This is a genomic window from Nocardia huaxiensis (genome assembly GCF_013744875.1).
GTDB classification, from domain to species: domain Bacteria; phylum Actinomycetota; class Actinomycetes; order Mycobacteriales; family Mycobacteriaceae; genus Nocardia; species Nocardia huaxiensis.
The window spans coordinates 1,964,168-1,988,638 of sequence record NZ_CP059399.1; the positions used below are offsets into that span (position 1 = coordinate 1,964,168).

Genomic DNA, 24,471 nt, shown 5'->3' on the forward strand with positions numbered 1-24,471 from the left:
CCTCTCCGCCATCTTGCGGACAGAGGCCCCCACCCGATGGGTGGGGGCCTCTGCCGTTCGTCATTGTCACGCGGCGCGAGTAGCTCAGCGCAGCGAGATGATCAAACCGTCCTTGGTGCAGGCGGATCCGCCGGCGGTGGCGGCGCAGTTCCAGCCCTGCACGGTCAGCGCGTCGCCGGTCGTGATGGTCTGCGCGTATTCCGTCGCCACATTGATGGCCTCGGTGCAGCCGACCACTCCGGTGGAGGTGCCGACCGCGACCACGGAGCGGGTGCCGCCGCCCGCGTCGGTGACGGTGCCGCAATCGACGTCGGCGATCGGCTTGTCGGTCGTGGTGGGCGGCGGGGTGGTGGTCGTCGGCGGGGCCGGGGGATTCGGCGCCGCGTCGCCGCGCAGGCCGATGAGGAAACCGTCCTTGAAGCAGATGTGCGGAACCGCGGTGTCCGGCTGCGGTTCACAGGTCCAGCCGTCCACCTCGACGGCGTCGCCGGTGCGGGTGGCATTGACGTAATCGCTGGCGACGGTGATGGCCTCGGTGCAGCCGGGGATGCCCGCCTGGTTGGCGTACGCGATCACATTGGCGCTCTTGCCGTTCGCGCCAGTGATCGGCCCGCAATCGACATCGTGCAGGGTCTGCGTGGTCGGCACCGGCGGCCGGGTCGGGTTGGGCGGCAGGGGCTTCGGTGCCGTCGTCTGACTGACGACCGCCGCGCCGGACGTGGTCGTCGCGGCCGCGGAAGTGGTCGTGCTCTTGGCCGAATCCGAGGACTTGCCGCAGGCGGTGAGCCCGACGACGAGCGCGGGCGCGGCCGCGAGCAGGGCGAGGTGAGCGAGCCTCATGGTGACGTCTCCTGTTCTCGATCACCCCGTGGTGATCCCTGCCGAGTGTGTCAGGCAAACAGGTAGCTATTGCGATTTTCGCTGGGAATGTCGTGGCGGCACGCGCTTCGGCGCTCAGCTCGGCAGCGGGCCGATCCGCACCGTCGTGGTCGTCACCCCGCCCACCACGAACCACAGCCGCAGCACCGGATGCCCGGTCCGATCGCCCGGCTCGTACCGGCTGCGCACACTGATGTGCTGGCGCGACAGCACCGGCGCGATGTACTCGATCACCGCGCGATGCGGCCCGGCCACCAGCTTCGGATAATCCACCAGATACTGCTCCACCGCCTGCCAGTACATGGCGTTGTTGACGTGGTTGTACTGGTCGATATCGGTGGCGCGCACCGGGAACGGCATATCCGTATCCGACTCCGGCGGCGTGTGATCGGTCAGCCACGGCCGCCAGCGCAGCCGATGCTCGTTCGTGGTGCGCGAGAGCGAGGCCAGCATGTCGTCGCTGATCCGCGTCGGCATATTGGTGAACTCGTTGATATTGATCCAGAACCCCTCGGTCTCGATGAGACCGCCGCTGTCACTGGTGATCCGCACCCGCATATTCGTCCACCGGGTCGACATGGCCGAGCACCAGCGCCGCAACTCCACCCGGTCCGGCCAGTGGATCGGCCGCACCACGTCCACCACCGTGCGCCGCACGATCCATGCCGGATCGGTGCGCTGGAACGCGCCGGAATGCATTTCCTCCCAGGCGATGTCCTGGAGATAGCGGGCGGTCGCGTCGAAACGCAGCCGCAGATACGGGTCGATGTCGCCGGCTCGGACGGGCCACGCCGTGGCGAAACCCGTGCCCTCCTGGGGAAGCGGGGCGAGTGGCTGATCGAGTGACACTGGTGCTCCTCGCGCTGCACGGGGTGCCGCGTTCTTGCGTTGCTGTTCCGACATGACTTTACGGGCCGTGCGTCCTACCCTCGCGTCGAGTCGGCTCAACTCTTTCCGGGGGCATGACAGTGCGCGCGCAGGCCCGTAGCCTGTTCTGTTGTATATCCACGGCAGCGGGGAGGCGAGCCGTTTGGCGGCGGGCGACAGGGCCGGCACGCGATTCGGGCAGTATGAGTTGCGCAGACTGCTCGGTGTCGGCGGCATGGGCGAGGTGTACGAAGCGCACGACACCGTGCGCGATCGCGTCGTGGCCGTCAAGCTGCTCGACGTCGAACTGGCCAGGTCGCAGACCTATGTGGAGCGCTTCCGGCGCGAATCCCGCACCGCCGCCAGATTGCAGGAGCCGCACGTCATTCCGGTGCACGACTGGGGTGAGGTGGACGGGGTCCTCTACATCGACATGCGGCTGGTGCGCGGCCGGGACCTGAAGGCGCACCTGCACGCCGAAGGACCACTCCCGGCGGCGCACGCGGTGTCGGTGATCGAGCAGATCGCGGCCGCGCTGGACGCCGCGCACGAGAGCGGCCTGGTGCATCGCGACATCAAGCCCGCCAATATTCTGCTGACCGGTGAATTGTTCGCGTACCTGGTGGATTTCGGCATCGCCTACGCGGAATCGGATGTGCAGCTGACCAGTACGGGCAGCGCCATCGGATCCTTCGCCTACATGGCGCCCGAACGGTTCGAACAGCACGCCATCGTCTCGCCCACCGCCGACATCTACGCCCTCGCCTGCGTGCTCTACGAATGCCTCACCGGCGAAGTGCCGTTCCGAACCGACAGCAATATGGCCACCATCCGCGCCCACATGCTCACCCCGCCGCCCCGGCCCAGCGTGCGCGCCGGCGTCCCCGACACCTTCGACCAGGTCATCGCGGTCGGCATGGCGAAGGATCCGGCGCGGCGCTACACCTCGGCGGGGCAGCTCGCGCGGGCGGCGCGCGCCTCGCTCCTGCGGGCCGAGCACTCGGATCCGACGCGGACCATGGTGCGTCCACCGCCCGCCGGATACCCGTCGCACGAGGCGGCCGCGCGGGGCTATCCGCCCGGTGCGGGCACCCCGCCGGAAGGGTATCCGCAGGGTTCACGCGGCGGGCCGCCGCTCGAAACATCCACTCCGCCAGGTGGATACCCGTTCAGCGGAGTGCCGGGTGCGTCCGGAGCCGGGTACTACGGAAGCGATACCGGCGGGTCGTCGGAACGACCGCTGCCGGATCATCCGTCCGGCCCGGTCGGCTACCGTGCCGGACCGTTGCGCGAACACCCTTCCGCCCCACTGCCTCTGCCGCCGCAGCAGCGCGGCTCCATACCGCTGCTGCTGGGCGCGCTGGCCGGACTGGTGGTGGTGCTGGCCGGAGTTCTCGGCTGGGTTCTGCTGTCGGACAACGGGTCCGACGGCGGCACCGCCACCGGCGGCGGCACGCAGGCGGGCACCACCTCGCCGGTCACCCAGCCGCCAACCACCGCGCAGCAGACCGCCCTCACCTCCGCGGCCACCACGAATCCGGTCGTGACCACCACCGTGGCCCCGCTCGCCGGCACCGTATCCGGAACGGACGGACAGGGTTTCATCGGCACCGCGGGCGCCCGCTGCAATGCCGACAACCCGGCCTACGCCATCGGCCGCACCTCGCAATCGCGAGTCGTGGTGTGCCGCACCGGAGTCGGCCGCTACTACTACAAGGGCGTGCGCATCAGCGACGGGGCCGGCATCGAACTCGACGACCCGGTGCCCGACGGCGCGGGCGGATTCACCGTCACCAACCCCTCCGACGGCACCCGATACCTGGTCACGCCGCAGGCCCTCACCATCGTCAAAGACGGCAATATCCTGGCCGATCAGCCCATGATCGAGTACGCCCACCGCTGACCTGCGGAAAATCCGCTCGGGACAATTCCCGCGGTCATGCGTTAAGTTCGCTGATATCAGCAGTGGGAATGATCGGAGTTGATCGACTATGCGCGCAGCCGTGGTGAGCAAGCTGGAAGGCCCGGAAGCCATCGAGGTCCTCGACATTCCGGAGCCTGCCGCCTATCCCGGCGGCGTCGTCATCGACGTGCACGCGGCCGGCATCGCCTTCCCGGACGTGCTCATGACGCGCGGCCAGTACCAGATGAAGCCGCAGCTGCCGTACGTCGTCGGCTGCGAGATCGCGGGCATCGTGCGCGAGGCCCCCGAGGGCGCGCACGTGCGGCCCGGTGACCGCGTGGTCGCGCTGACCCTGCTCGGCAATGCCGCCGCCGAAGTGGCCGTCACCCCGGCCGAAATGGTCTTCAAACTGCCCGACAACGTGTCGCTGGAATCCGGTGCGGGCGTGCTGTTCAACGACCTCACCGTGCACTTCTGCCTGCGCAAGCGCGGCCGCCTCGCCGAGGGCGAGACCGTGCTCGTGCACGGCGCGGCCGGCGGCATCGGCACCTCCACGCTGCGGCTGGCGCAGGCGCTCGGCGCGGGCCGCGTGATCGCGGTGGTCAGCACCGAGGAGAAGGCCGAAGTGGCGCGGGCCAATGGCGCGACCGATGTGGTGCTCACCGACGGCTGGCTGGACGCGGTCAAGGAGCTCACCGGCGGGCGCGGCGTCGACATCGTGCTCGACCCGGTCGGCGGCGACCGGTTCACCGACAGCATCCGCTCGCTGGCTTCCGGCGGCCGCCTGCTGGTGGTCGGCTTCACCGCGGGCGAAATCCCCACGGTGAAGGTGAACCGCCTGCTGCTCAAGAATGTCGAGGTCGTCGGCGCGGCCTGGGGGGAATGGGCCATGACCCATCCGGGCTACCTGCAGGAGCAGTGGGCCGAGGTGGAACCCCTGCTCGCCAACGGCAAGATCGTCCCGCCCGAGCCGGTGATCTACACCCTCGCGCACACCGCCGAGGCCGTCTCCGCGCTCGACAAGCGCACGGCCACCGGCAAAATCGTCGTCAGCCTGCGCTGAGTGTGAATCGTGAAGCTGTCCAACCGGGTTCTGAATCGCACCCTGCTCGCCCGCCAGCATCTGCTGGAGCGCTCCGATCTGAGCGCGGCCGAACTCTGCGATCACCTGATCGGATTGCAGGCGCAGGACATGCTGCCGCCCTTCGTCGCATTGTGGAGTCGCGTAAGGGATTTCGATCCGGCGGTGGTGTCCGCCGGGCTGGAGGACCGCTCGCTGGTGCGAATCACGCTGATGCGCGGCACCATTCACCTCGTCACCCCGCCGGATGCATTGCGGATCGCCCCGCATATTCAGCCGGAGCTCGAAAAGGTGCCCTTCCGTAAGGGTTTCAACTACGGCGCAATGGTCGGCCTCGATCCCGACGAGGTGCGCGCACACGGCGAATCCGTCCTCGGCGACGAACCCATGTCGGCGGCGGACATGCGGGAGCGTGCGGCCGAGCTCTACCCGGACCGCGATGCCGGAGCCATCCTGCAGACCTGGCTCTATCAGCTTCCCGTGCTCCAGACCCCGCCGCGCGGTCGCTGGAAGGACAGCAGCCGCCCGGTCTGGTCGCGGGTGGAACCCTGGCTCGGCGCACCCCTGGACCCGGACTATCCGCTCGAAGAGCTGCTCCTGCGCTACCTGCGCGCCTTCGGCCCCGCCACCACCATGGACATGCAGACCTGGTCCAAACTCACCGGCATGAAACCGGCCGTCGCCACACTCGGCGACCGCGTCCGCACCTACACCGACGACCGCGGCCGCACCCTCTACGACGCCGCCGACGCCGACCTCGCCGACCCGGACCAGCCCGCCCCCGTCCGCTTCCTCGGCTGGTACGACAACGCCCTGCTCTCCCACCAGGACCGCACCCGCATCATCCCCGACGGCGCCGCCCCACCCCTGCGCGCCTTCGCCAGCCAGGTCTCCGCCATCCTCGTCGACGGCTACCTCGCCGGCCTGTACAAAGTCTTCCCCGAGCGCGAAGCCGCCCGCCTGCGCATCATCCCCACCCGCGCCTGGACCCCGGCCGAACACACAGCCGTCGAAGCCGAAGCCCACGAACTCGTGAAATTCCTCGACCTCGACACCCCCGCCCGCGTCGAAATCCTCGATGTAGGAGCCGATCTGCGCCCCTGACCGGCTCGCGGATCCTGAGCGCTGGGGCGAAGCCCCTCAGCGTTTACGAGTTGTTCAATGCGCGTTGCGATATGCGGGCGCTTTGCTCGACCCCGACGGGGTGAGCGTCCGCAGCAGCGGCAGCGTGCGGTGCTCCACCACCGTCGACAGCACGATCACGCTGTGCGACCGCACCACCGAGGAACTCCGGTCGATGCTCAGCAGCACATTCTGCAGTCCCGCATGGGAATCCGCGCCGATACGGCACAGCACATCCCCGGACCCGGTGGTCGCGTACGCCTCCAGCACCCCCGGAATGTGCTCCAGATCCGCCGCCACCGCGTCCAGCGCCCCCTGCGAGATCTCCAGCGTCACGAACGCCTGCACATCGAAACCCGCTGCCGTGACATCGATCTGCGGATCATAGGAGGCGATCACCCCCGCCTCCTCCATGCGCGCGATCCGCGACTGCACGGTCGCCCGCGCCACCCTGGTCCGCCGTGACAGCTCCAGAATCCCCGCCTTCTGGTACTCGTGCATGGCGGTGAGAATGGCCAGATCCAGTTCGTCCAGCTTGGCGGGAGTGCGTGCCACGGCGGGACCTCCGCTCGATTCGGTGCGCCGACGATCCGACCGCACTCCCGGAGAGGTTCGAGGGCAAACCCTGGTGGGTCCGAGGGCGAGCCCTGTGAACCTCGGGGGTTCGAGGGCAAACCCTGGTGGGTCCGAGGGCGAGCCCTGTGAACCTCGGGGGTTCGGGGGCGGAGCCCCTGAGGGTCCCGGGAGTGGGTGGATCCTTCTATTCAAATTGTCCAGCACAATCCGGCAGATGGTGGCGTAATCCGCCAGGGTGTCTACCCGAATCGCACGATATTGCTCATTCCCGGCGGCAGCGATTTCCTAGGTTCATGAGCATCGAGGTAGCCGCCCACCGGCCCCCGGACCAGCCCGAACCCGACGATCTGCGCCGGCTCGTCGGCCTGGTCGATCACGATGCCGCCACCGACCCGTTCCCCGTGCTGGGCTGGGATGCGCTGGTGTGGGTGGTCGGCAATGCCACCCAGACCGCGCACTTCCTGGAATCCGCCTTCGGCCTGCGCTTGGAAGCCTATTCCGGCCCCGAGACCTGCAATCGCGATCACAAGGCGTTCGTATTGCGCAGCGGCGGCGTCAGATTCGTCGTCAAGGGTGCGGTGGATCCCGCGAGCCCGCTTGTCGCGCACCACGATCGGCACGGGGACGGGATCGTGGACATCGCCCTGGAGGTCCCCGACGTGGACCGCTGCATCGCCCGCGCCCGCGCGCAGGGGGCCACCGTCCTGGTCGAACCGCACGACAGCACAGACGAATTCGGCACCGTCCGCTCGGCCGCCATCGCCACCTACGGCGACACCCGCCACACCCTCGTGGACCGCTCCCGCTACGACGGCCCCTACCTGCCCGGCTACATTCCCCGCCGCTCCACCTACGCCCCGCGCGCCAAACGCGTCGTCCAGGCCATCGACCATGTGGTCGGCAATGTGGAACTGGGCCGCATGGACCACTGGGTCGAGTTCTACCGCCGCGTCATGGGTTTCGAGAATATGGCCGAATTCGTCGGCGACGACATCGCCACCGACTACTCGGCGCTGATGAGCAAGGTCGTCGCCAACGGCAATCATCGCGTGAAGTTCCCGCTCAACGAACCGGCGGTCTCGCGCAAGCGCTCACAGATCGACGAATACCTCGAGTTCTATCAGGGCCCCGGCGTCCAGCACATCGCCCTGGCCACCTCCGACATCCTCACCGCCGTCGACACCCTCCGCCACGAAGGCGTCGAATTCCTCGACACGCCGGCCACCTATTACGAGGATCCCGAACTGCGCGCCCGCATCGGCCGCGTCCGAGTCCCCGTGGCGGACTTGCAGTCCCGCGGCATCCTGGTGGACCGCGACGAGGACGGCTACCTCCTGCAGATCTTCACCAAGCCGCTCACCGACCGCCCCACCGTCTTCTTCGAGCTCATCGAACGCCACGGTTCGCTCGGCTTCGGCAAGGGCAACTTCAAGGCGCTCTTCCAGGCCATCGAACGCGAGCAGGCCGCGCGCGGAAACCTCTGATCACACGCATTCGCCGGGCGTCGGTAGAGTCGGCGCCATGCGGCTTGCGTCGGCGATTGTCACCGGGGTGTCACTCGCGTTGCTCTTGTCGGCATGCGGGGGAAACGGTGACGGCGATGACTCACCGACCGGCGTGCGGACCCCACCGAAGGTGGCAACGCTGGGACCGTTCGTGGGGGAGTGCGGTCATGTGACCGATGACGAGATCAGGCAGATCTCGGGGGTGTCCGGTTCATTGCAGGTGTACCGCAACTCGGTGGGCTGCCATTGGAAGGCGTCCGGCTCGAGCGCGGAGGTGACCTTCGCGTCCTATCGCGGCAGTCCGCTGGCGCGCGAGCAGGCGTGGGAGTCGCTGCAGGGCCGCAATCCGGAGGCGATCACGGTCGCGGGGAAGCCCGGATTCCAGGCGTATGCCATTTCGCTCGGCGGTGAACTGTGCGATTTCGCGGTGCAATTGGATGACGACTTCTTCGAGTGGTCGTTCGCGGGCCCGGTCCCGGCCGGGCAGACCGCGTGCACGGTGTCGCGCCAGTTCGCCGAACTGACCATGCAACGGCTCGGGTAGGGGACAGTCATGAAGCCTGACGCACGTGCCGTGTGCGGAGCCGCCGCGCTCCTGCTGCTGTCGGTGTCGCTGGCCGGTTGCGGTCGCACCGTCGAGGGCACCGCGCTGCCCGCGGGCGGCACCACCGGCACCCAGAGCAAGGTCAATACCAAGTTCGACAAGCTGCTGCGCGAATGCGAGGTGGTGACCGTCGACGAGATCGCCAAGGCGGTCGGTGACGGCACCCTGCCGCTGGGCTCGTTCAGCGGCGCGGTGTGCATGTGGGATCTGTCGGGCGGGTCGGCCGGCAGCGGCATGGTCACGCTGAATTGGTACGAGAACGGATCGCTCGCCAACGAGAAGTCGAACAACGATCGCCTCGGCTATGTGACGAACGACATCACGGTCGAGGGTCGCCGCTCGCTGGAGACCCGGCGCCCGAATGATCCTGACTCGTGCGGTGTTTCGGCTCCGGCCGCGGACGCCGGAATCGTCGGCTGGTGGGTCAACTACCGGGCCGGCTCCGCCCATGCCGACCCCTGCGCGGCCGCCGCCAAGCTGGTCGAATTGACCCTCAATGTGGCGCGATAAACCCCTCTACCAGCCCGGGTTCGGGGACCCCTTTTTGCCCCTCGAAAAGGCTGCGGGTATCGTGGACCGCTGTGCCCGGAAGCATGCGGGCAGGTTTGTGCGCAGTACGTAGGCCAGCGAGAGCGGCTGACCGTTTCGGCGTGTCCGGGTTTCGGATAACGCGCTGAGCACGACACGCCCGACCTCGTGGCAAGGAAATGCCGGGAGAACAGGGCGAAAAGCTCGAATGACACAGACATGAAGTTCCAGACACCTGGTTACTAATAAGGAAAGCCGGTCTATGCCAACCATCAACCAGCTGGTCCGCAAGGGTCGCCGCGACAAGGTCGCCAAGACCAAGACTGCGGCCCTCAAGGGGAGCCCGCAGCGTCGTGGCGTGTGCACCCGCGTGTACACCACGACCCCGAAGAAGCCGAACTCCGCGCTCCGCAAGGTCGCGCGTGTTCGCCTGACCAGCGCGGTCGAGGTCACGGCTTACATCCCGGGTGAGGGCCACAACCTGCAGGAGCACTCGATGGTGCTCGTTCGCGGCGGTCGTGTGAAGGACCTCCCGGGTGTGCGCTACAAGATCATCCGCGGCTCGCTCGACACCCAGGGTGTCAAGAACCGCAAGCAGGCCCGCAGCCGCTACGGCGCCAAGAAGGAGAAGAGCTAATGCCGCGTAAGGGCCCCGCTCCCAAGCGTCCCCTGATCAACGACCCGGTCTACGGCTCCCCGCTGGTGACGCAGCTGGTCAACAAGATCCTGCTGGACGGCAAGAAGTCGACCGCCGAGCGCATCGTCTACGGTGCCCTCGAGCAGGCTCGCGAGAAGACCGGCACCGATCCGGTCGTGACCCTCAAGCGCGCGCTGGACAACGTCAAGCCCGCCCTCGAGGTCAAGCCGCGTCGTGTCGGTGGCGCCACCTACCAGGTGCCGGTCGAGGTCCGTCCGGGCCGCGCCAACACCCTCGCGCTGCGCTGGCTGGTCAACTACTCCCGCGCTCGTCGTGAGAAGACCATGATCGAGCGTCTGGCGAACGAACTGCTGGACGCCAGCAATGGTCTGGGCGCTTCGGTGAAGCGTCGCGAGGACACCCACAAGATGGCCGAGTCCAACCGGGCGTTCGCGCACTACCGCTGGTGATTTGCTACCCGGCACCCCGTTCGGATGTGCCGGGATGCGAGTCACTGCCTGGCGTGGCACTTCGCAGCCACGCCAGGCGTTGACACAGTGATGACCGCTGGAGAAGCCAGGGTCGTTCCCGAAGATCCCAACTAGCTACGAGCGGGGAAGATTTCCGTGGCACAGGAAGTGCTCACCGACCTCAACAGGGTCCGCAACATCGGCATCATGGCGCACATCGATGCCGGTAAGACGACGACGACTGAACGCATCCTCTTCTACACCGGCATCACGTACAAGATCGGTGAGGTGCACGACGGCGCCGCCACCATGGACTGGATGGCGCAGGAGCAGGAACGCGGTATCACGATCACGTCGGCCGCGACGACCTGTTACTGGAAAGACAACCAGATCAACATCATCGACACCCCCGGGCACGTCGACTTCACCGTCGAGGTGGAGCGTTCGCTCCGCGTCCTCGACGGCGCCGTCGCGGTGTTCGACGGTAAGGAGGGTGTCGAGCCCCAGTCCGAGCAGGTGTGGCGCCAGGCCGACAAGTACGACGTCCCGCGCATCTGCTTCGTCAACAAGATGGACAAGCTGGGCGCTGACTTCTACTTCACCGTTCAGACCATCAAGGATCGCCTGGGCGCGAAGCCGCTGGTCATCCAGCTGCCGATCGGCGCCGAGGACACCTTCGAGGGCATCGTCGACCTGGTCGAGAACAACGCCAAGGTGTGGCGTGGCGAGACCAAGCTGGGCGAGTCCTACGAGGTCGTCGAGATCCCGGAGGATCTGAAGGAGCGCGCCGAGCAGTACCGCCAGGAGCTGCTCGAGACCGTCGCCGAGTCCGATGAGTCCCTGCTGGAGAAGTTCTTCGGCGGCGAGGAGCTCTCGGTCGAGGAGATCAAGGGCGCGATTCGCAAGATGACCGTCAACTCCGAGCTGTACCCGGTGCTGTGTGGTTCCGCGTTCAAGAACAAGGGCGTTCAGCCCATGCTCGACGCGGTCATCGACTACCTGCCGTCGCCGCTGGATGTCGAGTCCGTGCAGGGCCACGTGCCCGGCAAGGAAGAAGAGGTGCTGACCCGGAAGCCGTCCTCGGACGAGCCTTTCGCGGCGCTGGCGTTCAAGATCGCCACCCACCCCTTCTTCGGCAAGCTGACCTACGTCCGCGTGTACTCGGGCAAGGTCGACTCCGGCGCTCAGGTCATCAATGCGACCAAGGGCAAGAAGGAGCGTCTGGGCAAGCTGTTCCAGATGCACTCCAACAAGGAGAACCCGGTTCCCGAGGCCGTGGCCGGCCACATCTACGCGGTCATCGGTCTGAAGGACACCACCACGGGTGACACCCTGTGCGATCCGCAGAACCAGATCGTGCTGGAGTCCATGACCTTCCCGGATCCGGTCATCGAGGTGGCCATCGAGCCGAAGACGAAGGCCGACCAGGAGAAGCTGGGCACCGCGATCCAGAAGTTCGCGGAGGAGGACCCCACCTTCAACGTGAAGCTGGACCAGGAGACCGGCCAGACCGTCATCGGCGGCATGGGCGAGCTCCAGCTCGACATCTACGTCGACCGGATGAAGCGCGAGTTCAAGGTCGAGGCCAACATCGGCAAGCCGCAGGTTGCTTACCGTGAGACCCTCACCAAGACCGTGGACAAGTACGAGTACACCCACAAGAAGCAGACCGGTGGTTCGGGCCAGTTCGCCCGCGTCATCATCGGCCTGGCTCCGCTGGTGGACGCCGAGGACGGCGCGACGTACGAGTTCGAGAACAAGGTCACCGGTGGCCGCGTTCCGCGTGAGTACATCCCGTCGGTGGACGCCGGTATCCAGGACGCCATGCAGTACGGTGTGCTCGCCGGCTTCCCGCTGGTGAACGTGAAGGCCACGCTGCTCGATGGCGCCTACCACGAGGTCGACTCCTCGGAAATGGCGTTCAAGATCGCCGGCGCGATGGCGCTGAAGGAAGCGGCCCGCAAGGCCGGTCCCGTCATCCTCGAGCCCCTCATGGCTGTCGAGGTCACTACGCCCGAGGATTACATGGGTGAAGTGATCGGCGACCTGAACTCCCGCCGTGGCCAGATCCAGGCCATGGAGGAACGCAGTGGTGCCCGTGTCGTCAAGGCGCTGGTTCCGCTCTCGGAGATGTTCGGTTACATCGGTGACCTGCGGTCGAAGACCCAGGGCCGGGCGAACTTCTCCATGGTGTTCGCTTCGTACGCAGAGGTTCCGGCCAATGTGTCGAAGGAGATCATCGCCAAGGCGACCGGCGAGTAATTCGCTTCGGGACGGGTTTGCGAGAATCCGTCCCGAGTCGGTCGTCGAACGACCCCCTGTAATACAAACCGCACTGCTGCAAAAAAGCACGCACTAACTAGTCCAGGAGGACAACAGTGGCGAAGGCGAAGTTCGAGCGGACGAAGCCCCACGTCAACATCGGCACCATTGGTCACGTCGACCACGGCAAGACCACGCTGACCGCGGCGATCACCAAGGTGCTGGCTGACAAGTACCCGGACCTGAACGCGGCCTTCGCGTTCGACCAGATCGACAAGGCTCCGGAGGAGAAGGCTCGTGGTATCACGATCAACATCTCCCACGTCGAGTACCAGACCGAGAAGCGCCACTACGCGCACGTCGACGCCCCCGGTCACGCGGACTACATCAAGAACATGATCACCGGTGCCGCCCAGATGGACGGCGCGATCCTGGTCGTGGCCGCCACCGACGGCCCGATGCCGCAGACCCGTGAGCACGTGCTGCTCGCCCGCCAGGTCGGCGTGCCCTACATCCTGGTCGCGCTGAACAAGTCCGACATGGTCGACGACGAGGAAATCCTCGAGCTCGTCGAGATGGAGGTCCGCGAGCTGCTGGCTTCGCAGGAGTTCGACGAGGATGCCCCCGTCGTGCGCGTCTCCGGCCTGAAGGCCCTCGAGGGTGACGAGAAGTGGGCGCAGTCCGTTCTCGACCTGATGAACGCCGTCGACGAGTCGATCCCGGACCCGGTCCGTGAGACCGACAAGCCGTTCCTGATGCCGATCGAGGACGTCTTCACGATCACCGGTCGTGGCACCGTCGTCACCGGTCGTATCGAGCGTGGTGTGATCAACGTGAACGAGGAAGTCGAGATCGTCGGCATCCGCGAGAAGGTCACCAAGACCACCATCACCGGCATCGAGATGTTCCGCAAGCTGCTCGACAACGGCCAGGCGGGCGACAACGTCGGTCTGCTGGTCCGTGGCATCAAGCGCGAGGACGTGGAGCGCGGCCAGGTCGTCATCAAGCCGGGCACCACCACCCCGCACACCGAGTTCGAGGGCCAGGCGTACATCCTGTCGAAGGACGAGGGCGGCCGCCACACCCCGTTCTTCAACAACTACCGCCCGCAGTTCTACTTCCGTACCACGGACGTGACCGGCGTCGTGACCCTCCCCGAGGGCACCGAGATGGTCATGCCCGGCGACAACACCGAGATGAGCGTCAAGCTCATCCAGCCGGTCGCCATGGACGAGGGCCTGCGTTTCGCGATCCGTGAGGGTGGCCGCACCGTCGGTGCCGGTCGCGTCACCAAGATCGTCAAGTAAGACCCTGTTTTACTGAAAGGGCCGTTCCCCCATGGGGAGCGGCCCTTTCGCTATGCTGTGGCGGTGTCCAGGATTACGTTCGACCCGAATCAGCTCGGGGGCCGGCCGTGTATCCGCGGTATGCGGATCCGGGTGAAGGACGTTCTCGAACTCCTCGCCGCTGGTGAAACCGAGGACTCGATCCTCGAGGACTACCCGTATCTGGAGCGGGAGGATATTCGCGCCTGCCTGGCGTTTGCCGCGGCGGAAGCAGATCACCCGATCTTGCGGCCCGCATCTTGAAATTCGTCGTAGATGCCCAGCTGCCACCAGCGCTGGCCCGTGCGCTGGCTGCCGAAGGACATGAGGCTGTTCACGTCTGCGATCTTGGAATGACCTCTGCGTCTGATCGCGAGGTATGGAACGAGGCGCTCGAGCGCGAGGCAGTCATCGTGACGAAGGATGAAGACTTCGTCACGATCGGTCGTGCCCAGCCGAATGAGCCTGTGCCCGCGATTGTTTGGATTCGTATCGGAAATTGCTCGCGGAAGGCGTTGCTCGAATCGCTGTTGCCATTGCTGCCGACAGTGGTGGAGCTACTGGAGGCTGGGGAGCGCATCGTCGAGATACGGTCTCCGCAAACTCATTCCTGAGTGTTCTTGGCCTCGGCGCGTTCGGCGACGGGGTTGCCCTCCTCGTCGACCCAGTCGGCGACGGCCGTGCCCGCTACCGTGCCGTCGGTGCCGGGGAGCACGGTGTGCGGGCGGTCGTCGCGGTAGGTTTCGGCCATTCTGCGGGCTTCGTCGCGGCGTTTGTCCTGGACTTCGGGTTCCGGAATCACCTGCCGGTCATCCTGTTTCGCGGATTCCTGGTGGATCTGCCGTTCTTTTTCGGTCATGAGGCAGACCTGCCCGTCTGGGCGCGGGGCAAACCGTCAGGACAGGCAGGCGTCGGCGGGGGTGGCGCCGAGGAGGCGGCCGGAGTCGAAGGCGGCCGCGGCGGTGGGGAGTTGAGCGGGGCGGCCGGACGCGAGGATGCGGACGGTGCCTTTACCGATGGTGGGGCGGCCGAGCGCGTCCATGCGGCGCAGGGTTTGGGCGGCCACGGCTTCGGCGCTGTCGAAGATGCGGACGCCGTGCGGGAGGGCGGCGAGGATGGCATCGAGGACGAGGGGGTAGTGGGTGCAGCCGAGGACTATGCCCTCGGTGCCCTCGGGGGTGCGGGCCGCCGCGTCGGCGATGGCCTCGGTGACGGCGGGGAGGTCGCCGCGGTCGATGGCGTCGGCGAGGCCGTGGCAGGCGACGCCGGTGACTTCGGCGTCGCCGGCGAAGCGGGCGATCAGGTCGGCCTGATAGGCGCTGGCCGTGGTGGCGGCGGTGGCCCAGACCGCAACCTTGCGGCAAGCGGCGGCGGCGGGCTTGATGGCGGGGACGGTGCCGATCACCGGCACTTCCGGGCCGACCATGGCGCGCACGTGTTCCAGGGCGGTGACACTGGCCGTATTGCAGGGCAGCACAATGACTTCCGCGCCCTCACGCAGCGAGACGCGGGCGATGTCGAGCACCCGATCGATGACCCACTGCTCGGGTTTCGGGCCCCACGGCGCGCCGTCGGGATCGTTCTGCAGCAGCAGGTCGAGATCGGGCCGCAGCTTCCGCAACCATGCCGCGGTCGGCAGGAGCCCTAGTCCGGAGTCGATGAGCGCCACGATCACCCTTGTCACGGTAGTGAATGAGACACCCGGACCGGTAATGGGACCGCCCAGCGTCGCGCCCCGGGATGACGAAGGGCTGCTCAGGAGACGGGCTGGGCTCCCGCGAGCTGGGCGCGCATCTTCATGACCTTGCCGGCCATGCTGCCGCCGACCACGGCGACCAACTGGCCCGCGCGCAGGTAGTGCGCGAGGAACTTGCGGCCCTTGTCCTCGACGATCTGCACCTCGTCGGCGAGGGCGGGGATGCCGAGCACCTGGATCTTGAGGTCGTACTGGTCGCTCCAGACGTAGGGGACCTGTACGGGCGGCAATTCCTGGCCGAGCAGCGCCGCGGCGAGCAGGGTGGCCTGTTCGCCCGCATTGGTCCAGTGCTCGACGCGCTTGTTGCGTCCGCTGCGGTGCGGCCAGGCGGCTACGTCGCCGACCGCCCAGACGCCGTCGACGCCGGTGCGCCCGACTTCGTCGGTGAGGACGCCGCCGCCGTCGCCGGGCATGGCGAGCGGGATGCCGGAGCCGTCCAGCCATTCGGTGGCGGGCACCGAGCCGACGCCGACCACCACCAGGTCGGCGTCGATGACGCTGCCGTCGCTGAGCTGTACGCCGCTGACCGAATCGCCTTCGGCGGCGAGGCTTTTCACGCCGACGCCGCAGCGCAGCGCGACGCCTTCCTCCCGGTGCATGCGCGCCACCAGCGCGCCGACCTGTTCGCCGAGGGAGGCGGCCAGGGGAGTGGCCTGTGGTTCGACGAGCACGACCTCGAGCCCGCGGGAACGGAAGCTGGCGGCGAGCTCGCACCCGATGAAGCCCGCGCCCACGATGACGGCCTTGCGTGCGGTTGCCAGATGTTCGCGCAGCCCGGTCGCATCGGCGTGCGTACGCAGCACGTGTACGCCGCGCAGCTCATGGAAGCCGGGAATCCGCCGGGGTCGCAGCCCGGTGGCGATGACGAGCCGGTCGTATCCGACCCGGCTGCCGTCACTGAGCGTGACCTCGCGCGCAGCGGTGTCCACCCCGGTGGCCGTGGTCCCCACCCGCAGGTCGATGCGCTGTTCGGCGAAGAATTCGGCGGGGCGCAGGCAGGTGTCGTCGGTTTCGCCGCGGACGAACTGTTTGGACAGTGGCGGCCGGTCGTATGGTGCGCGGTCCTCGTCGCCGATCAGTACGAGTTCGCCCTCGTAACCGGCGTTTCGCAGCTCCTCGGCGGTTCGCAATCCCGCCAGCCCCGCACCAACAATTAGAACACGTTCTACCGACTGCGACATAGGGCAACCCTAGCCGTTCCGGTCGTCGCGCGGACGTGTGTCGTACACCACATCCGTAGTGCCGCCGAATCGTAGCCGAGGATTTATTGATCGGGCGGTCAATCAGGCATACAACGGGATCAGAACATCAATTTCCAGCCTTCGAGGAGGCACACCATGTTCACCGACCGCAAGGCACAGGATGTGTTGACCGTCGTTCTCGGCGCGGTCGCCGCACTGTCGCCCGTCTGGGTGGGGCACAACGATGACGCGCGCTGGTCGCTCGTCGTCCTCGGCGCCCTCATCGCGCTCGGCGGTCTCGCCCATCTGGCCGGCTACCTCGGCGGAATCGTCGACTATGTCGTGGCGGTGGCGGCCGTCCTGCTGTTCATCTCCCCCTGGGTGATGGGCTACACCGACTACTCCGGGGCCTCGTGGTTCGCCTGGGTGGTGGGTGCGCTGACCGCGCTGATGGCGGTCACGTCGCTGCCGCAGGTGTCGAGCCACCTGCACACGGCGCACTGAAAACCGATGCGGTACGCCGGTATCGGGCTCCGGTTCCGATATCGGCGTATTCCGCGGGATATGCTGTTCTTCTCCGGTCGTGAGGAGGACGTCGAGCTGATGCCACTGACGCGCTCGGGTGGCCGCCGGAGCAAGAAGACCGACGGCGACGCCCGCCAGCTCATCCTGGATGCCGCCGAGAAGTTGTTCGCGGCACAGGGTTTCGATGCGACCCCGACGGCCGCCATCGCCAAATCGGCGGGGGTGCCCAAGGGTCTGGTTTTCTACTATTTCCCCACCAAGGACGCGATTCTGTCGGCTCTGATGGCCGAGCGCGTGCCGCCGAATCCCATCGACGACATCTATTCGGTTGTGGTGTCGGGTGATCCGGCGAAGAGCCTGGTGAATCTGGATGCGGCGCTGAACCTGCGCGACAATCGGTCCTCGGTCTTGCGGGTCATCATGTGGCGGGAGGCGGATACCCACCCGGATGTGCGGAAACAGTTGCGCCGCATGCGGGATCAGCTGCTGGATGTGACGGCGCGGGTGCTGCAGGCCAGTGCGCCGACCCCGGTGCAGCCGGGCACGCTGCGGGCCTGTGCGGCGGCGTGGGTGTCGGCCATGTTCGCCATTGCCAGCACCGATCGCCTGCACGCCCTGGACGGCTTGACCTTGCCGACCGGCGACGAGATCATCAATGTGGCGCAGGTGGTGGCGGCCGGCATGACGCAGATGGGCTGAAATGTAAAGCCCCCGATACCCCGGCAATCCCCTCAATACCGTTGTTCGTGAATCGGTTTCGCCGTATCCCGAGTCGCATCCCCCCGAGCGGCCCGGTAAGAATGTCGCCCATGGACGCCGACTACACGACCAGCCTCGGGGAATCCCGCAATTCCCGTCCGGGCAGCTACCGCCTGACCAATCCGGTGGCCCCGGACCAGCCTCAATCCCCGAATCCGGCGCTCACCGGAATCGACACCGGCGCCCACAATTCCTTCACCCGCAATGGTTTCGACCACCCCGAGCCGCCGCAGCCCTGGGCCGCTCCGGTGCCGAACTTCACCGGCTCGGAGTCCGAGCAGGCGCCGGGTCGTCTCGGCCCGGAGGCGGAGGCCGTCCTGGGCCGGTTGGCGGCCGACCCCGACTCCGCTCTGGGCCGGCGCTTCTCCGATGCCGAGGTGACCGGGGGCCGTCCGGCGTCGGCTCCGGAGGCGCTGCCGAACCGCCGCGCGCCGCAGGAGTTCGATCCCGCGCTCTCGCGTGCCACGCAGCCGATCGATCCGGCGCTGCCGCGCGTCGCCCAGTCGATCGACTCCGCTGTGCCGGCTACCGCCGAGGGGGTCGATTCTCCGCTGTCCGGCGCCGTGCAGGACGTCGATTCCCTGCTGCCTCGTATCGCGCAGGGCCTCGACGCCATCATGGAGGCCGCGGCTGTGCCGGAGGCTCCCGCGGCCGTGCCCGTTGTCCCGGATCCGGTTCCGGCGGTGCGGCACGACGCTCCGGCGACCAACGGCCTGCCGCAGCGCGCGGCCCGGGAGATCACCACCGATATCCCGCCCCGCGTCTCGCAGCAGTCCGCGACGGGGGAGATCGCCGCCGTGCCGCGCACCGCGCAGACCTATGAATCGTCCTCGCGCCGTGCGCGTCCGGATGCCGGCGCGACTCCGGTCACCGCCGCCGCGACTTCCGAAGCCGCCCCGCGTCGCCGTCGCTCCGCCCCGGAGCCGGAATCGGTTCCGGCCCAGCCTGTTTCCAGGTCACAGGCCACCGGGTCCGGGGAATCCGGTTCCGCCGCCGCCGCGAAGATCGACCTGCACCAGATCATGAACCTGCTGGTTTCCAGCCACGACCTCGAGGTGGCCGCCGCGCGGGCCGAATCGGGGGAGATCACGGTCGCCGAGTTCGCCGCCATCGCACGCCGAACCCGTACGGCCGCAGTGGATCTGGTCGCCTCCTGGTACGGCGGCGCCGACCACATGCGCAAGTTCGGCGAGGTGCTGTTACAGGCCGCGGCTGAAACCGCTTGATGCCGGAACTCACCGATCGGAGTCGGTGAGTCCGAAAGACCCTCGGCGTGGATGCCGAGGGGTGTCGGAGGTGGGGGTGATGATGAGGACATGACCCAGGAACTCACCGCGGCGGCGGTGCAGGCGGCGTTGGCCGAGGTGTCGGATGCGGCGGACGCGATGCATCTGCAGCGGTTCTTCAAGACCGGGCCGGGGGAGTACGGCGAGGGTGACGTCTTCATCGGCGTGCGGGTGCCCGCGACCCGCAAGGTGGCGAAAGTGTTCGGGGGGCTGCCGCTTTCGGAGATCGACAAGCTGCTCGACAGTCCGGTGCACGAGCATCGGCTGGCGGGGCTGGTGATTCTGAACGCGTGGATGGCGAAGGCTTCTCGTGCGCGCGGTGGGGATGTCACGTTGCAGGAGAAGATCTTTCGGCTGTATCTGGCGGCGGTCGAGCGGGGGCGGGTGAACAACTGGGATCTGGTGGACGCGTCGGCCGAGTTCATCGTGGGGCCGTGGTTGCGGGAGCGGCCGCGGGACCTGTTGTTCGAACTGGCGCAACGGGATTCGCTGTGGGAGCGGCGGGTGGCGCTGTTGAGCACCTTCGATTTCATCAAGCGCGGGGATGCGAGCACGACCCTCGCGCTGAGTGAGCGGCTGCTGGACGATCGGCGGGATCTGATCCAGAAGGCGGTGGGGTGGATGCTGCGTGAGATCGGGAAGCGGGTGGACGCCGAGATTCTGGCCGGGTTCCTGGATGCGCATGCGGCCGGGATGGGCCGGACGGCCCTGAGTTATGCGACCGAACACCTGACCCCGGAGCGGCGTGCACACTATCGCGCACAGCGCTGACGGCGGCCACAGGGAGCGGGGCGTGTGACGACGCCCTCGGGGGTGCGGGAAAGCTGCTGGTCAGCGCGCTGAATCACACAAATGCCATGCCGGTAATTTGCTAGTTCACCTATTGTTCAGTTTGCGTTCAGTAATCGTTCACCTGTCGCAACCAAGCTGTGATGTGTCGAAACAGACCGAGTGCCTGTTTCAGGTGCTCAATACTCAACGCCGAGTCGGCATTCGAGTAGCGGTCTCACTACAACCCCCGGCGCAATTCCGGAGCGCTTCCCGGCGCTCGCGGTGATTCGTGCTGCCCAAAACACTTATGACACTTCGCAAATGCCTTCCGGTGGCGCTGGCCGCCGCCGCCCTGATCGCCGTTCCCGCGACCGCGTCCGCCGAGGCTCCCATCGCCGGTGTGCCGAACGAACTGCAGCAGCCCGCCCAGCAGGCGCAGCAGGTCGCCCAGGACCAGCTGAATCTGCTGCCGCAGGATCAGCAGGACCAGGTGCGCAACTATGTGCAGACCCTGCCGGCTCCGTTCAACGAACTGCTGCCGCCGGTCTTCCAGAACAATCTCGACGGCTGGATCAAGAACGCCCTGTACGTCATGAACAAGCAGGGGATTCCGGGCAGCTACGACGGTATCTTCCGCAACATCATTCGGGAGTCGGGCGGTAATCCGCAGGCGATCAACCTCTACGACTCGAATGCCGCGGCGGGTATCCCGTCGAAGGGCCTGTTGCAGGTGATCGATCCGACTTTCCAGGCGTACCACGTCGAGGGCACCTCGTGGGACATCTACGATCCGGTCGCGAATATCGCCGCCGCCTGCAATTACGCGGCGCACCGCTACGGCTCGATCGACAACGTCTTCGGCGCGTACTGACGCACTGACGCGCGACAATGGCGTCGCAACAATTCGGCCCCCGCATGTCCCATGCGGGGGCCGAATTCGATTGTCTGCCGGTACTTCTCAGAACTGAATCTTCAGGTGGTCGGTGACCGGCCGGGCCTGGCAGCCGAGAATGTAGCCATTGGCGATGTCCTCGGGGTCGAGGATTTCGGCGTTCTCCATTTCCACGGTGCCCTCGACGACGGTGCAGGCGCACGAGCCGCATTCGCCTTCGAGGCAGGAGTAGGGCACGTCGAGGCCCTTGGAGAGCATGATGTCGACCAGGGTCTGGCTGCGCGGCCAAGTCAATTCGTGGGTCTCGCCGTCGAGTTCGACTTCCACGCTGGCCGCGTCGGCGGCCTCCTCGGCGCTGATCTCGGCGGGTGCGACATCGGCGAACGGATCGCCGGACAGCGAGTTGAAGACCTCGGCGTGGGTGCGGCTGCGCGGTACCCCGAGTTGCGCGAGCGCGTCGTGCACCCGGTCCATGAACGGCTTGGGCCCGCACATGAAGGCCTCGTGCGCGGTGTAGGGGGACACCAGCGCGGCGAGCGAATCGGCGGTGGGCAGGCCCTGGAGGTGTTCGAGCCAGTGGATGACCACGAGCCGCTGCGGGTGCTTGTCGGCGAGTTCGCGCAGTTCGCCCGCGAAGATGACCGACCCGTGGTCGCGGTTGGCGTAGACCACGACGATCTTCCCGTTGCCCCGCGAGAGCGCGGATTTCAGGATCGACATGACCGGGGTGATGCCGCTGCCGGCCGCGAACAGCAGCAGGTCGGCGTCCAGGTTCTTGGGCGTGAAAACGCCCGACGGCGGCAGTACTTCGACGCTGTCCCCGGCTTTGATGTTGTCGCACAGCCAGTTCGAGCCGTACCCGTCGACGGTGCGCTTGACGGTCACCTTCGGCTTGTCGTCGGTGTAGGGGGAGCTGGCCAGCGAGTAGCAGCGGGCGACCGATCCGGTGAGGTCGCTGGGGATGCGCAGGGTCAGGAATTGGCCGGGCACATAGCTGAATCGCTCACGGAGTTCTTCGGGTACGTCGAATACCAGCGAGCAGGAGTCGGCCGTCTCGTTGATGACCGCGGATACCCGCAGCACGGCGGAGCGCGAGCTGTGCGGTACGTCGACGGTGGTCATGGTGTCCTCTCGCAAACTAGAACGTGTTCTAGTTTCACTATACGTGGCTGTCGCGCTGCCGGACAAGCTGGGCCTCCAGGCCGGCGATGAGCACGTCCATGGAGAAGTCATAGGAGTACTTCCCGCGCAGGTCGCCCATATGCTTCATGGCCCGCTCCACCGCCTCCGGCAGCACGCGATCCTGCAGGGCGGTGCGGTCGCGCGGATTCACCTTGCTGCGCCCGAACAGGTAGGTGTGGATCGTCGCATAGGCCGAGAGCACATTGCGCTCGTCGAAGCCCGCGTCGAACAGGATCTCCATCACGGCGGCGATCAGGTCGAGCTGTTTGCCGAGCATCTGCTCGATCAGCACATCGCCGAGTCCCGGGTGTTTGCGCAGCTTTTCGTCGATCTGGTCGACGATTTCGCGCAGCCGCATTTGCCAGGTGCCGAATTCCGGTGGGGGCTTGCGCACTCCGGTGAGTGCGGCCGTCGCCACCAGATCGAGTAGCTCGCGCTTGTCGGCCACGTAGTAATAGGGGGCCATGGGAGAAACCCCGAGTTCGCGGGAGAGTCGTCGCATGGAGAGTTTCTCCACGCCGTCCTGGCGGACCACTCGCAGAGCGGCCTCGACGATCTCGGCTTCCGACAGGGTGTTGCCGCCCCCGCTTGTCTGCATTCGCCCGACTCCCATACCACCTCGACCACCGCGGGTACGGATTCCCGTCCCCTGCCTGTTCAACTGCCGAATTTCCTCACGCAGTCTAAAGGCGCTGGGCCGTTCCCAGGGGCGCTGCCCCCGGACCCCCGGAATCGGGGGCTCCCGTCCCCGGCCCCCGGTCGACTGCGGAGGGTTGTCGACTGCGGAAGATTACTGCGCGGCCGGTGCGCAGTGCCTAGGAAAAGCCCGCAAACGGCGCGCCTTGAGGGTTGCTGAATGTGCGCTGCCTTAGCATTTCGGGAATGCGCCATGATCGCCTTCCCGATGGTTTCGGGGTGCGAATCGATCCCAGGGTGCGCACTTATTCCGGTGGACGGTACCTGGTCGGCGGCTCGCCGACGAGGTTGCTGCGGCTCGCGCCGGAAGCTGCGGCCATGATCGGTGACGGGTACCTCGAGGTGACCGGCCCCAGCTCCGCTCGGGTTGCCAGACGCCTGCTCGATTCCGGGGTGGCGAATCCCCGTCCGCGCCTGCTGCCTTCGGTCGACGACGTCACCGTCATCGTGCCGGTGCACAACGACGAGGCGGGCCTGCGCCGGCTGCTGAGCGCGCTGCGCGGGCACACCGTGATCGTGGTGGACGACGGTTCGGATCGCCCGGTGCGGGTGCCGCAGGCACGGCGCTGCCGGGTGACGGTGCTGCGCCGGGATCGCCGGCTGGGCCCCGCGGCCGCCCGCAATTTCGGATTGCGGGCCGCGGCAACGGAGTTCGTGGCCTTCCTGGACCCGGACGTGGTGCCGCGCACCGGCTGGCTGGAGGTCATGCTGGGCCATTTCAGCGATCCGAAGGTGGCGCTGGTGGCCCCGCGGATCCTGGCCATGGATCCGGATTCCACGGTGCTGGCGCGCTACGAGCACACTCGTGGCGCACTGCATCGCGGCCGCCGGGAGTCGGCGGTGCAGGCGCACGGCCCGGTGCCGTATGTGCCGAGTGCCGCATTGCTGGTGCGCCGCACCGCGCTGCTGGCCGACGGCGGTTTCGACGAGTCCATGGGCACCGGCGACGATGTGGATCTGTGCTGGCGGCTGGATCGCGCGGGCTGGCGGCTGCGCTACGAGCCGGCCGCCCGGGTCGCGCACAGCAATCCGGTGTCACTGCGAAAGTGGTTCGCGCACAAGGTGGCCCACGGCACCGGGGTGGCTCCGCTGGGCCAGCGGCATGCCGCGATGGCCGCGCCGCTGTCGCTGCCGGTGTGGACGGCGGTGACGGCGCTGCTGTTCGGCACGCTCACCCGCTGGGGTGTGTTCGGCGGCGTGCTGACCCTGGTGACCACGCTGTTCCGGCTGCGTCGCGTCTTCGCCGAACTGGACAATCCGACCCGCGTCGCCGCCATCTATATGGCGCGCGGATTCTCCGGCGGTGTCTGGCGGCTGGCGTGTGTGCTGTGCCGCGACTACTGGCCGGTGACTCTGCTGGGCATGCTGTGCTCGCGCCGGGTTCGTCAGATCGCGCTGACCATGGCGGTGGCGGATGGCTTGGCGGACTGGTTCATTCACCGCGAGTCGGGTTCCCTCGATCCGGCCCGCTATGTGCTGTGTAAACGCTTGGAGGACATGGCCTACGGCACCGGCCTGTGGTGGGGTGCGGCCCGGGTGCGCAGCGGTGCGGCCCTGCGCCCGACGCTGCCGCCGCACTAGCCCCGGAACCATCTGACCAAACGGCGTTTATCTAATTGCTAGCTAGCTCACATTTGCCTGGGCAACCGTCGAGGTGTGACCTG

Annotated in this window: 26 protein-coding genes; 18 read left to right on the forward strand and 8 right to left on the reverse strand. The window is 67.1% G+C overall.

The window, feature by feature from the left end; genetic code table 11:
• Positions 1 to 84: 84 nt before the first annotated feature.
• On the reverse strand, positions 85 to 840 hold the full coding sequence (locus H0264_RS08980; RefSeq protein WP_181583535.1) for a hypothetical protein: 756 nt from the start codon (positions 838 to 840) through the stop codon (positions 85 to 87).
• Positions 841 to 954: 114 nt separating this feature from the next.
• Entirely contained in the window at positions 955 to 1,728 is a 774-nt protein-coding gene (locus tag H0264_RS08985; RefSeq protein ID WP_181583536.1) for an acyl-[acyl-carrier-protein] thioesterase, read from the reverse strand.
• 148 nt (positions 1,729 to 1,876) lie between these two features.
• Between H0264_RS08985 and H0264_RS08990 the strand changes: the two genes are divergently transcribed.
• The 3 genes from H0264_RS08990 (at position 1,877) to H0264_RS09000 (ending at position 5,834) form a co-directional block, all read left to right on the forward strand.
• On the forward strand, positions 1,877 to 3,649 hold the full coding sequence (locus tag H0264_RS08990) for a serine/threonine-protein kinase (RefSeq protein WP_420832050.1): 1,773 nt from the start codon (positions 1,877 to 1,879) through the stop codon (positions 3,647 to 3,649).
• An 88-nt stretch (positions 3,650 to 3,737) separates the two neighbouring features.
• Complete coding sequence (locus H0264_RS08995) at positions 3,738 to 4,712, forward strand: NADPH:quinone oxidoreductase family protein (protein WP_181583537.1); 975 nt, start codon at positions 3,738 to 3,740, stop codon at positions 4,710 to 4,712.
• 9 nt (positions 4,713 to 4,721) lie between these two features.
• Positions 4,722 to 5,834 carry a winged helix DNA-binding domain-containing protein gene (locus H0264_RS09000; RefSeq protein ID WP_181583538.1) on the forward strand — a complete coding sequence of 371 codons (1,113 nt, stop codon included), beginning with the start codon at positions 4,722 to 4,724 and terminating at the stop codon, positions 5,832 to 5,834.
• Between the two features lie 54 nt (positions 5,835 to 5,888).
• On the opposite strand, the gene H0264_RS09005 is transcribed toward H0264_RS09000, so the two are convergent.
• Complete coding sequence (locus H0264_RS09005; RefSeq protein ID WP_181583539.1) at positions 5,889 to 6,407, reverse strand: Lrp/AsnC family transcriptional regulator; 519 nt, start codon at positions 6,405 to 6,407, stop codon at positions 5,889 to 5,891.
• Positions 6,408 to 6,721: 314 nt separating this feature from the next.
• On the opposite strand from H0264_RS09005, the gene hppD reads away from it, so the two are divergent.
• The 9 genes from hppD to H0264_RS09050 all read left to right on the forward strand — a co-directional run bounded on the left by hppD (position 6,722) and on the right by H0264_RS09050 (position 14,373).
• Positions 6,722 to 7,912 carry a 4-hydroxyphenylpyruvate dioxygenase gene (gene hppD / locus H0264_RS09010; RefSeq protein ID WP_181583540.1) on the forward strand — a complete coding sequence of 397 codons (1,191 nt, stop codon included), beginning with the start codon at positions 6,722 to 6,724 and terminating at the stop codon, positions 7,910 to 7,912.
• Positions 7,913 to 7,949: 37 nt separating this feature from the next.
• The gene (locus H0264_RS09015) at positions 7,950 to 8,477 is read left to right on the forward strand and encodes a DUF3558 domain-containing protein (RefSeq protein WP_181583541.1); all 528 of its coding nucleotides are present in this window, start codon (positions 7,950 to 7,952) and stop codon (positions 8,475 to 8,477) included.
• 9 nt (positions 8,478 to 8,486) lie between these two features.
• A complete protein-coding gene (locus H0264_RS09020; protein ID WP_181583542.1) occupies positions 8,487 to 9,047 on the forward strand; it encodes a DUF3558 domain-containing protein in 561 nt (186 codons plus the stop codon).
• A 280-nt stretch (positions 9,048 to 9,327) separates the two neighbouring features.
• Positions 9,328 to 9,702, forward strand: coding sequence for a 30S ribosomal protein S12 (rpsL, locus tag H0264_RS09025; RefSeq protein ID WP_014353064.1), 375 nt, complete (start codon positions 9,328 to 9,330; stop codon positions 9,700 to 9,702).
• The gene (gene rpsG / locus H0264_RS09030; protein WP_030517120.1) at positions 9,702 to 10,172 is read left to right on the forward strand and encodes a 30S ribosomal protein S7; all 471 of its coding nucleotides are present in this window, start codon (positions 9,702 to 9,704) and stop codon (positions 10,170 to 10,172) included. Before rpsL ends, rpsG begins: the two co-directional genes overlap by 1 nt.
• Positions 10,173 to 10,328: 156 nt before the next feature.
• On the forward strand, positions 10,329 to 12,434 hold the full coding sequence (gene fusA, locus H0264_RS09035; RefSeq protein ID WP_181583543.1) for an elongation factor G: 2,106 nt from the start codon (positions 10,329 to 10,331) through the stop codon (positions 12,432 to 12,434).
• Between the two features lie 116 nt (positions 12,435 to 12,550).
• Positions 12,551 to 13,741 (forward strand): elongation factor Tu, encoded by a 1,191-nt coding sequence (gene tuf, locus H0264_RS09040; RefSeq protein ID WP_181583544.1) that lies wholly within the window; start codon positions 12,551 to 12,553, stop codon positions 13,739 to 13,741.
• A 63-nt stretch (positions 13,742 to 13,804) separates the two neighbouring features.
• Positions 13,805 to 14,023, forward strand: coding sequence for a DUF433 domain-containing protein (locus tag H0264_RS09045; protein WP_276514535.1), 219 nt, complete (start codon positions 13,805 to 13,807; stop codon positions 14,021 to 14,023).
• Entirely contained in the window at positions 14,020 to 14,373 is a 354-nt protein-coding gene (locus tag H0264_RS09050; RefSeq protein ID WP_181583546.1) for a DUF5615 family PIN-like protein, read from the forward strand. Before H0264_RS09045 ends, H0264_RS09050 begins: the two co-directional genes overlap by 4 nt.
• Here the strand turns inward: H0264_RS09050 and H0264_RS09055 are convergent.
• From H0264_RS09055 to H0264_RS09065, 3 genes are all read right to left on the reverse strand, one after another.
• Complete coding sequence (locus H0264_RS09055; RefSeq protein WP_181583547.1) at positions 14,364 to 14,618, reverse strand: hypothetical protein; 255 nt, start codon at positions 14,616 to 14,618, stop codon at positions 14,364 to 14,366. The two genes, H0264_RS09050 and H0264_RS09055, sit on opposite strands and share 10 nt — an antisense overlap.
• 36 nt (positions 14,619 to 14,654) lie before the next feature.
• Entirely contained in the window at positions 14,655 to 15,434 is a 780-nt protein-coding gene (locus H0264_RS09060) for a glutamate racemase (RefSeq protein ID WP_181585391.1), read from the reverse strand.
• A gap of 80 nt (positions 15,435 to 15,514) precedes the next feature.
• Positions 15,515 to 16,696, reverse strand: coding sequence for an NAD(P)/FAD-dependent oxidoreductase (locus H0264_RS09065; RefSeq protein WP_181583548.1), 1,182 nt, complete (start codon positions 16,694 to 16,696; stop codon positions 15,515 to 15,517).
• A gap of 156 nt (positions 16,697 to 16,852) precedes the next feature.
• On the opposite strand from H0264_RS09065, the gene H0264_RS09070 reads away from it, so the two are divergent.
• The 5 genes from H0264_RS09070 to H0264_RS09090 all read left to right on the forward strand — a co-directional run bounded on the left by H0264_RS09070 (position 16,853) and on the right by H0264_RS09090 (position 20,908).
• Positions 16,853 to 17,200 carry an SPW repeat protein gene (locus H0264_RS09070; protein WP_181583549.1) on the forward strand — a complete coding sequence of 116 codons (348 nt, stop codon included), beginning with the start codon at positions 16,853 to 16,855 and terminating at the stop codon, positions 17,198 to 17,200.
• Positions 17,201 to 17,299: 99 nt separating this feature from the next.
• On the forward strand, positions 17,300 to 17,920 hold the full coding sequence (locus H0264_RS09075) for a TetR/AcrR family transcriptional regulator (RefSeq protein WP_181585392.1): 621 nt from the start codon (positions 17,300 to 17,302) through the stop codon (positions 17,918 to 17,920).
• A gap of 110 nt (positions 17,921 to 18,030) precedes the next feature.
• Positions 18,031 to 19,206: a hypothetical protein gene (locus tag H0264_RS09080; RefSeq protein WP_181583550.1), complete on the forward strand. Its 1,176-nt coding sequence runs from the start codon at positions 18,031 to 18,033 to the stop codon at positions 19,204 to 19,206.
• 90 nt (positions 19,207 to 19,296) lie between these two features.
• Entirely contained in the window at positions 19,297 to 20,037 is a 741-nt protein-coding gene (locus H0264_RS09085) for a DNA alkylation repair protein (protein ID WP_181583551.1), read from the forward strand.
• Between the two features lie 307 nt (positions 20,038 to 20,344).
• Complete coding sequence (locus H0264_RS09090) at positions 20,345 to 20,908, forward strand: transglycosylase SLT domain-containing protein (RefSeq protein WP_220139958.1); 564 nt, start codon at positions 20,345 to 20,347, stop codon at positions 20,906 to 20,908.
• Between the two features lie 87 nt (positions 20,909 to 20,995).
• Here the strand turns inward: H0264_RS09090 and H0264_RS09095 are convergent, their stop codons facing one another.
• Positions 20,996 to 22,051 carry a ferredoxin--NADP reductase gene (locus H0264_RS09095; RefSeq protein ID WP_181583552.1) on the reverse strand — a complete coding sequence of 352 codons (1,056 nt, stop codon included), beginning with the start codon at positions 22,049 to 22,051 and terminating at the stop codon, positions 20,996 to 20,998.
• A 37-nt stretch (positions 22,052 to 22,088) separates the two neighbouring features.
• Positions 22,089 to 22,709, reverse strand: a complete 621-nt coding sequence (gene mftR2 / locus H0264_RS09100) for a mycofactocin system transcriptional regulator MftR2 (protein WP_181583553.1) — start codon at positions 22,707 to 22,709, stop codon at positions 22,089 to 22,091.
• Between the two features lie 284 nt (positions 22,710 to 22,993).
• On the opposite strand from mftR2, the gene mftF reads away from it, so the two are divergent.
• Complete coding sequence (gene mftF / locus H0264_RS09105; protein ID WP_181583554.1) at positions 22,994 to 24,388, forward strand: mycofactocin biosynthesis glycosyltransferase MftF; 1,395 nt, start codon at positions 22,994 to 22,996, stop codon at positions 24,386 to 24,388.
• The last annotated feature ends 83 nt before the right edge of the window (positions 24,389 to 24,471 follow it).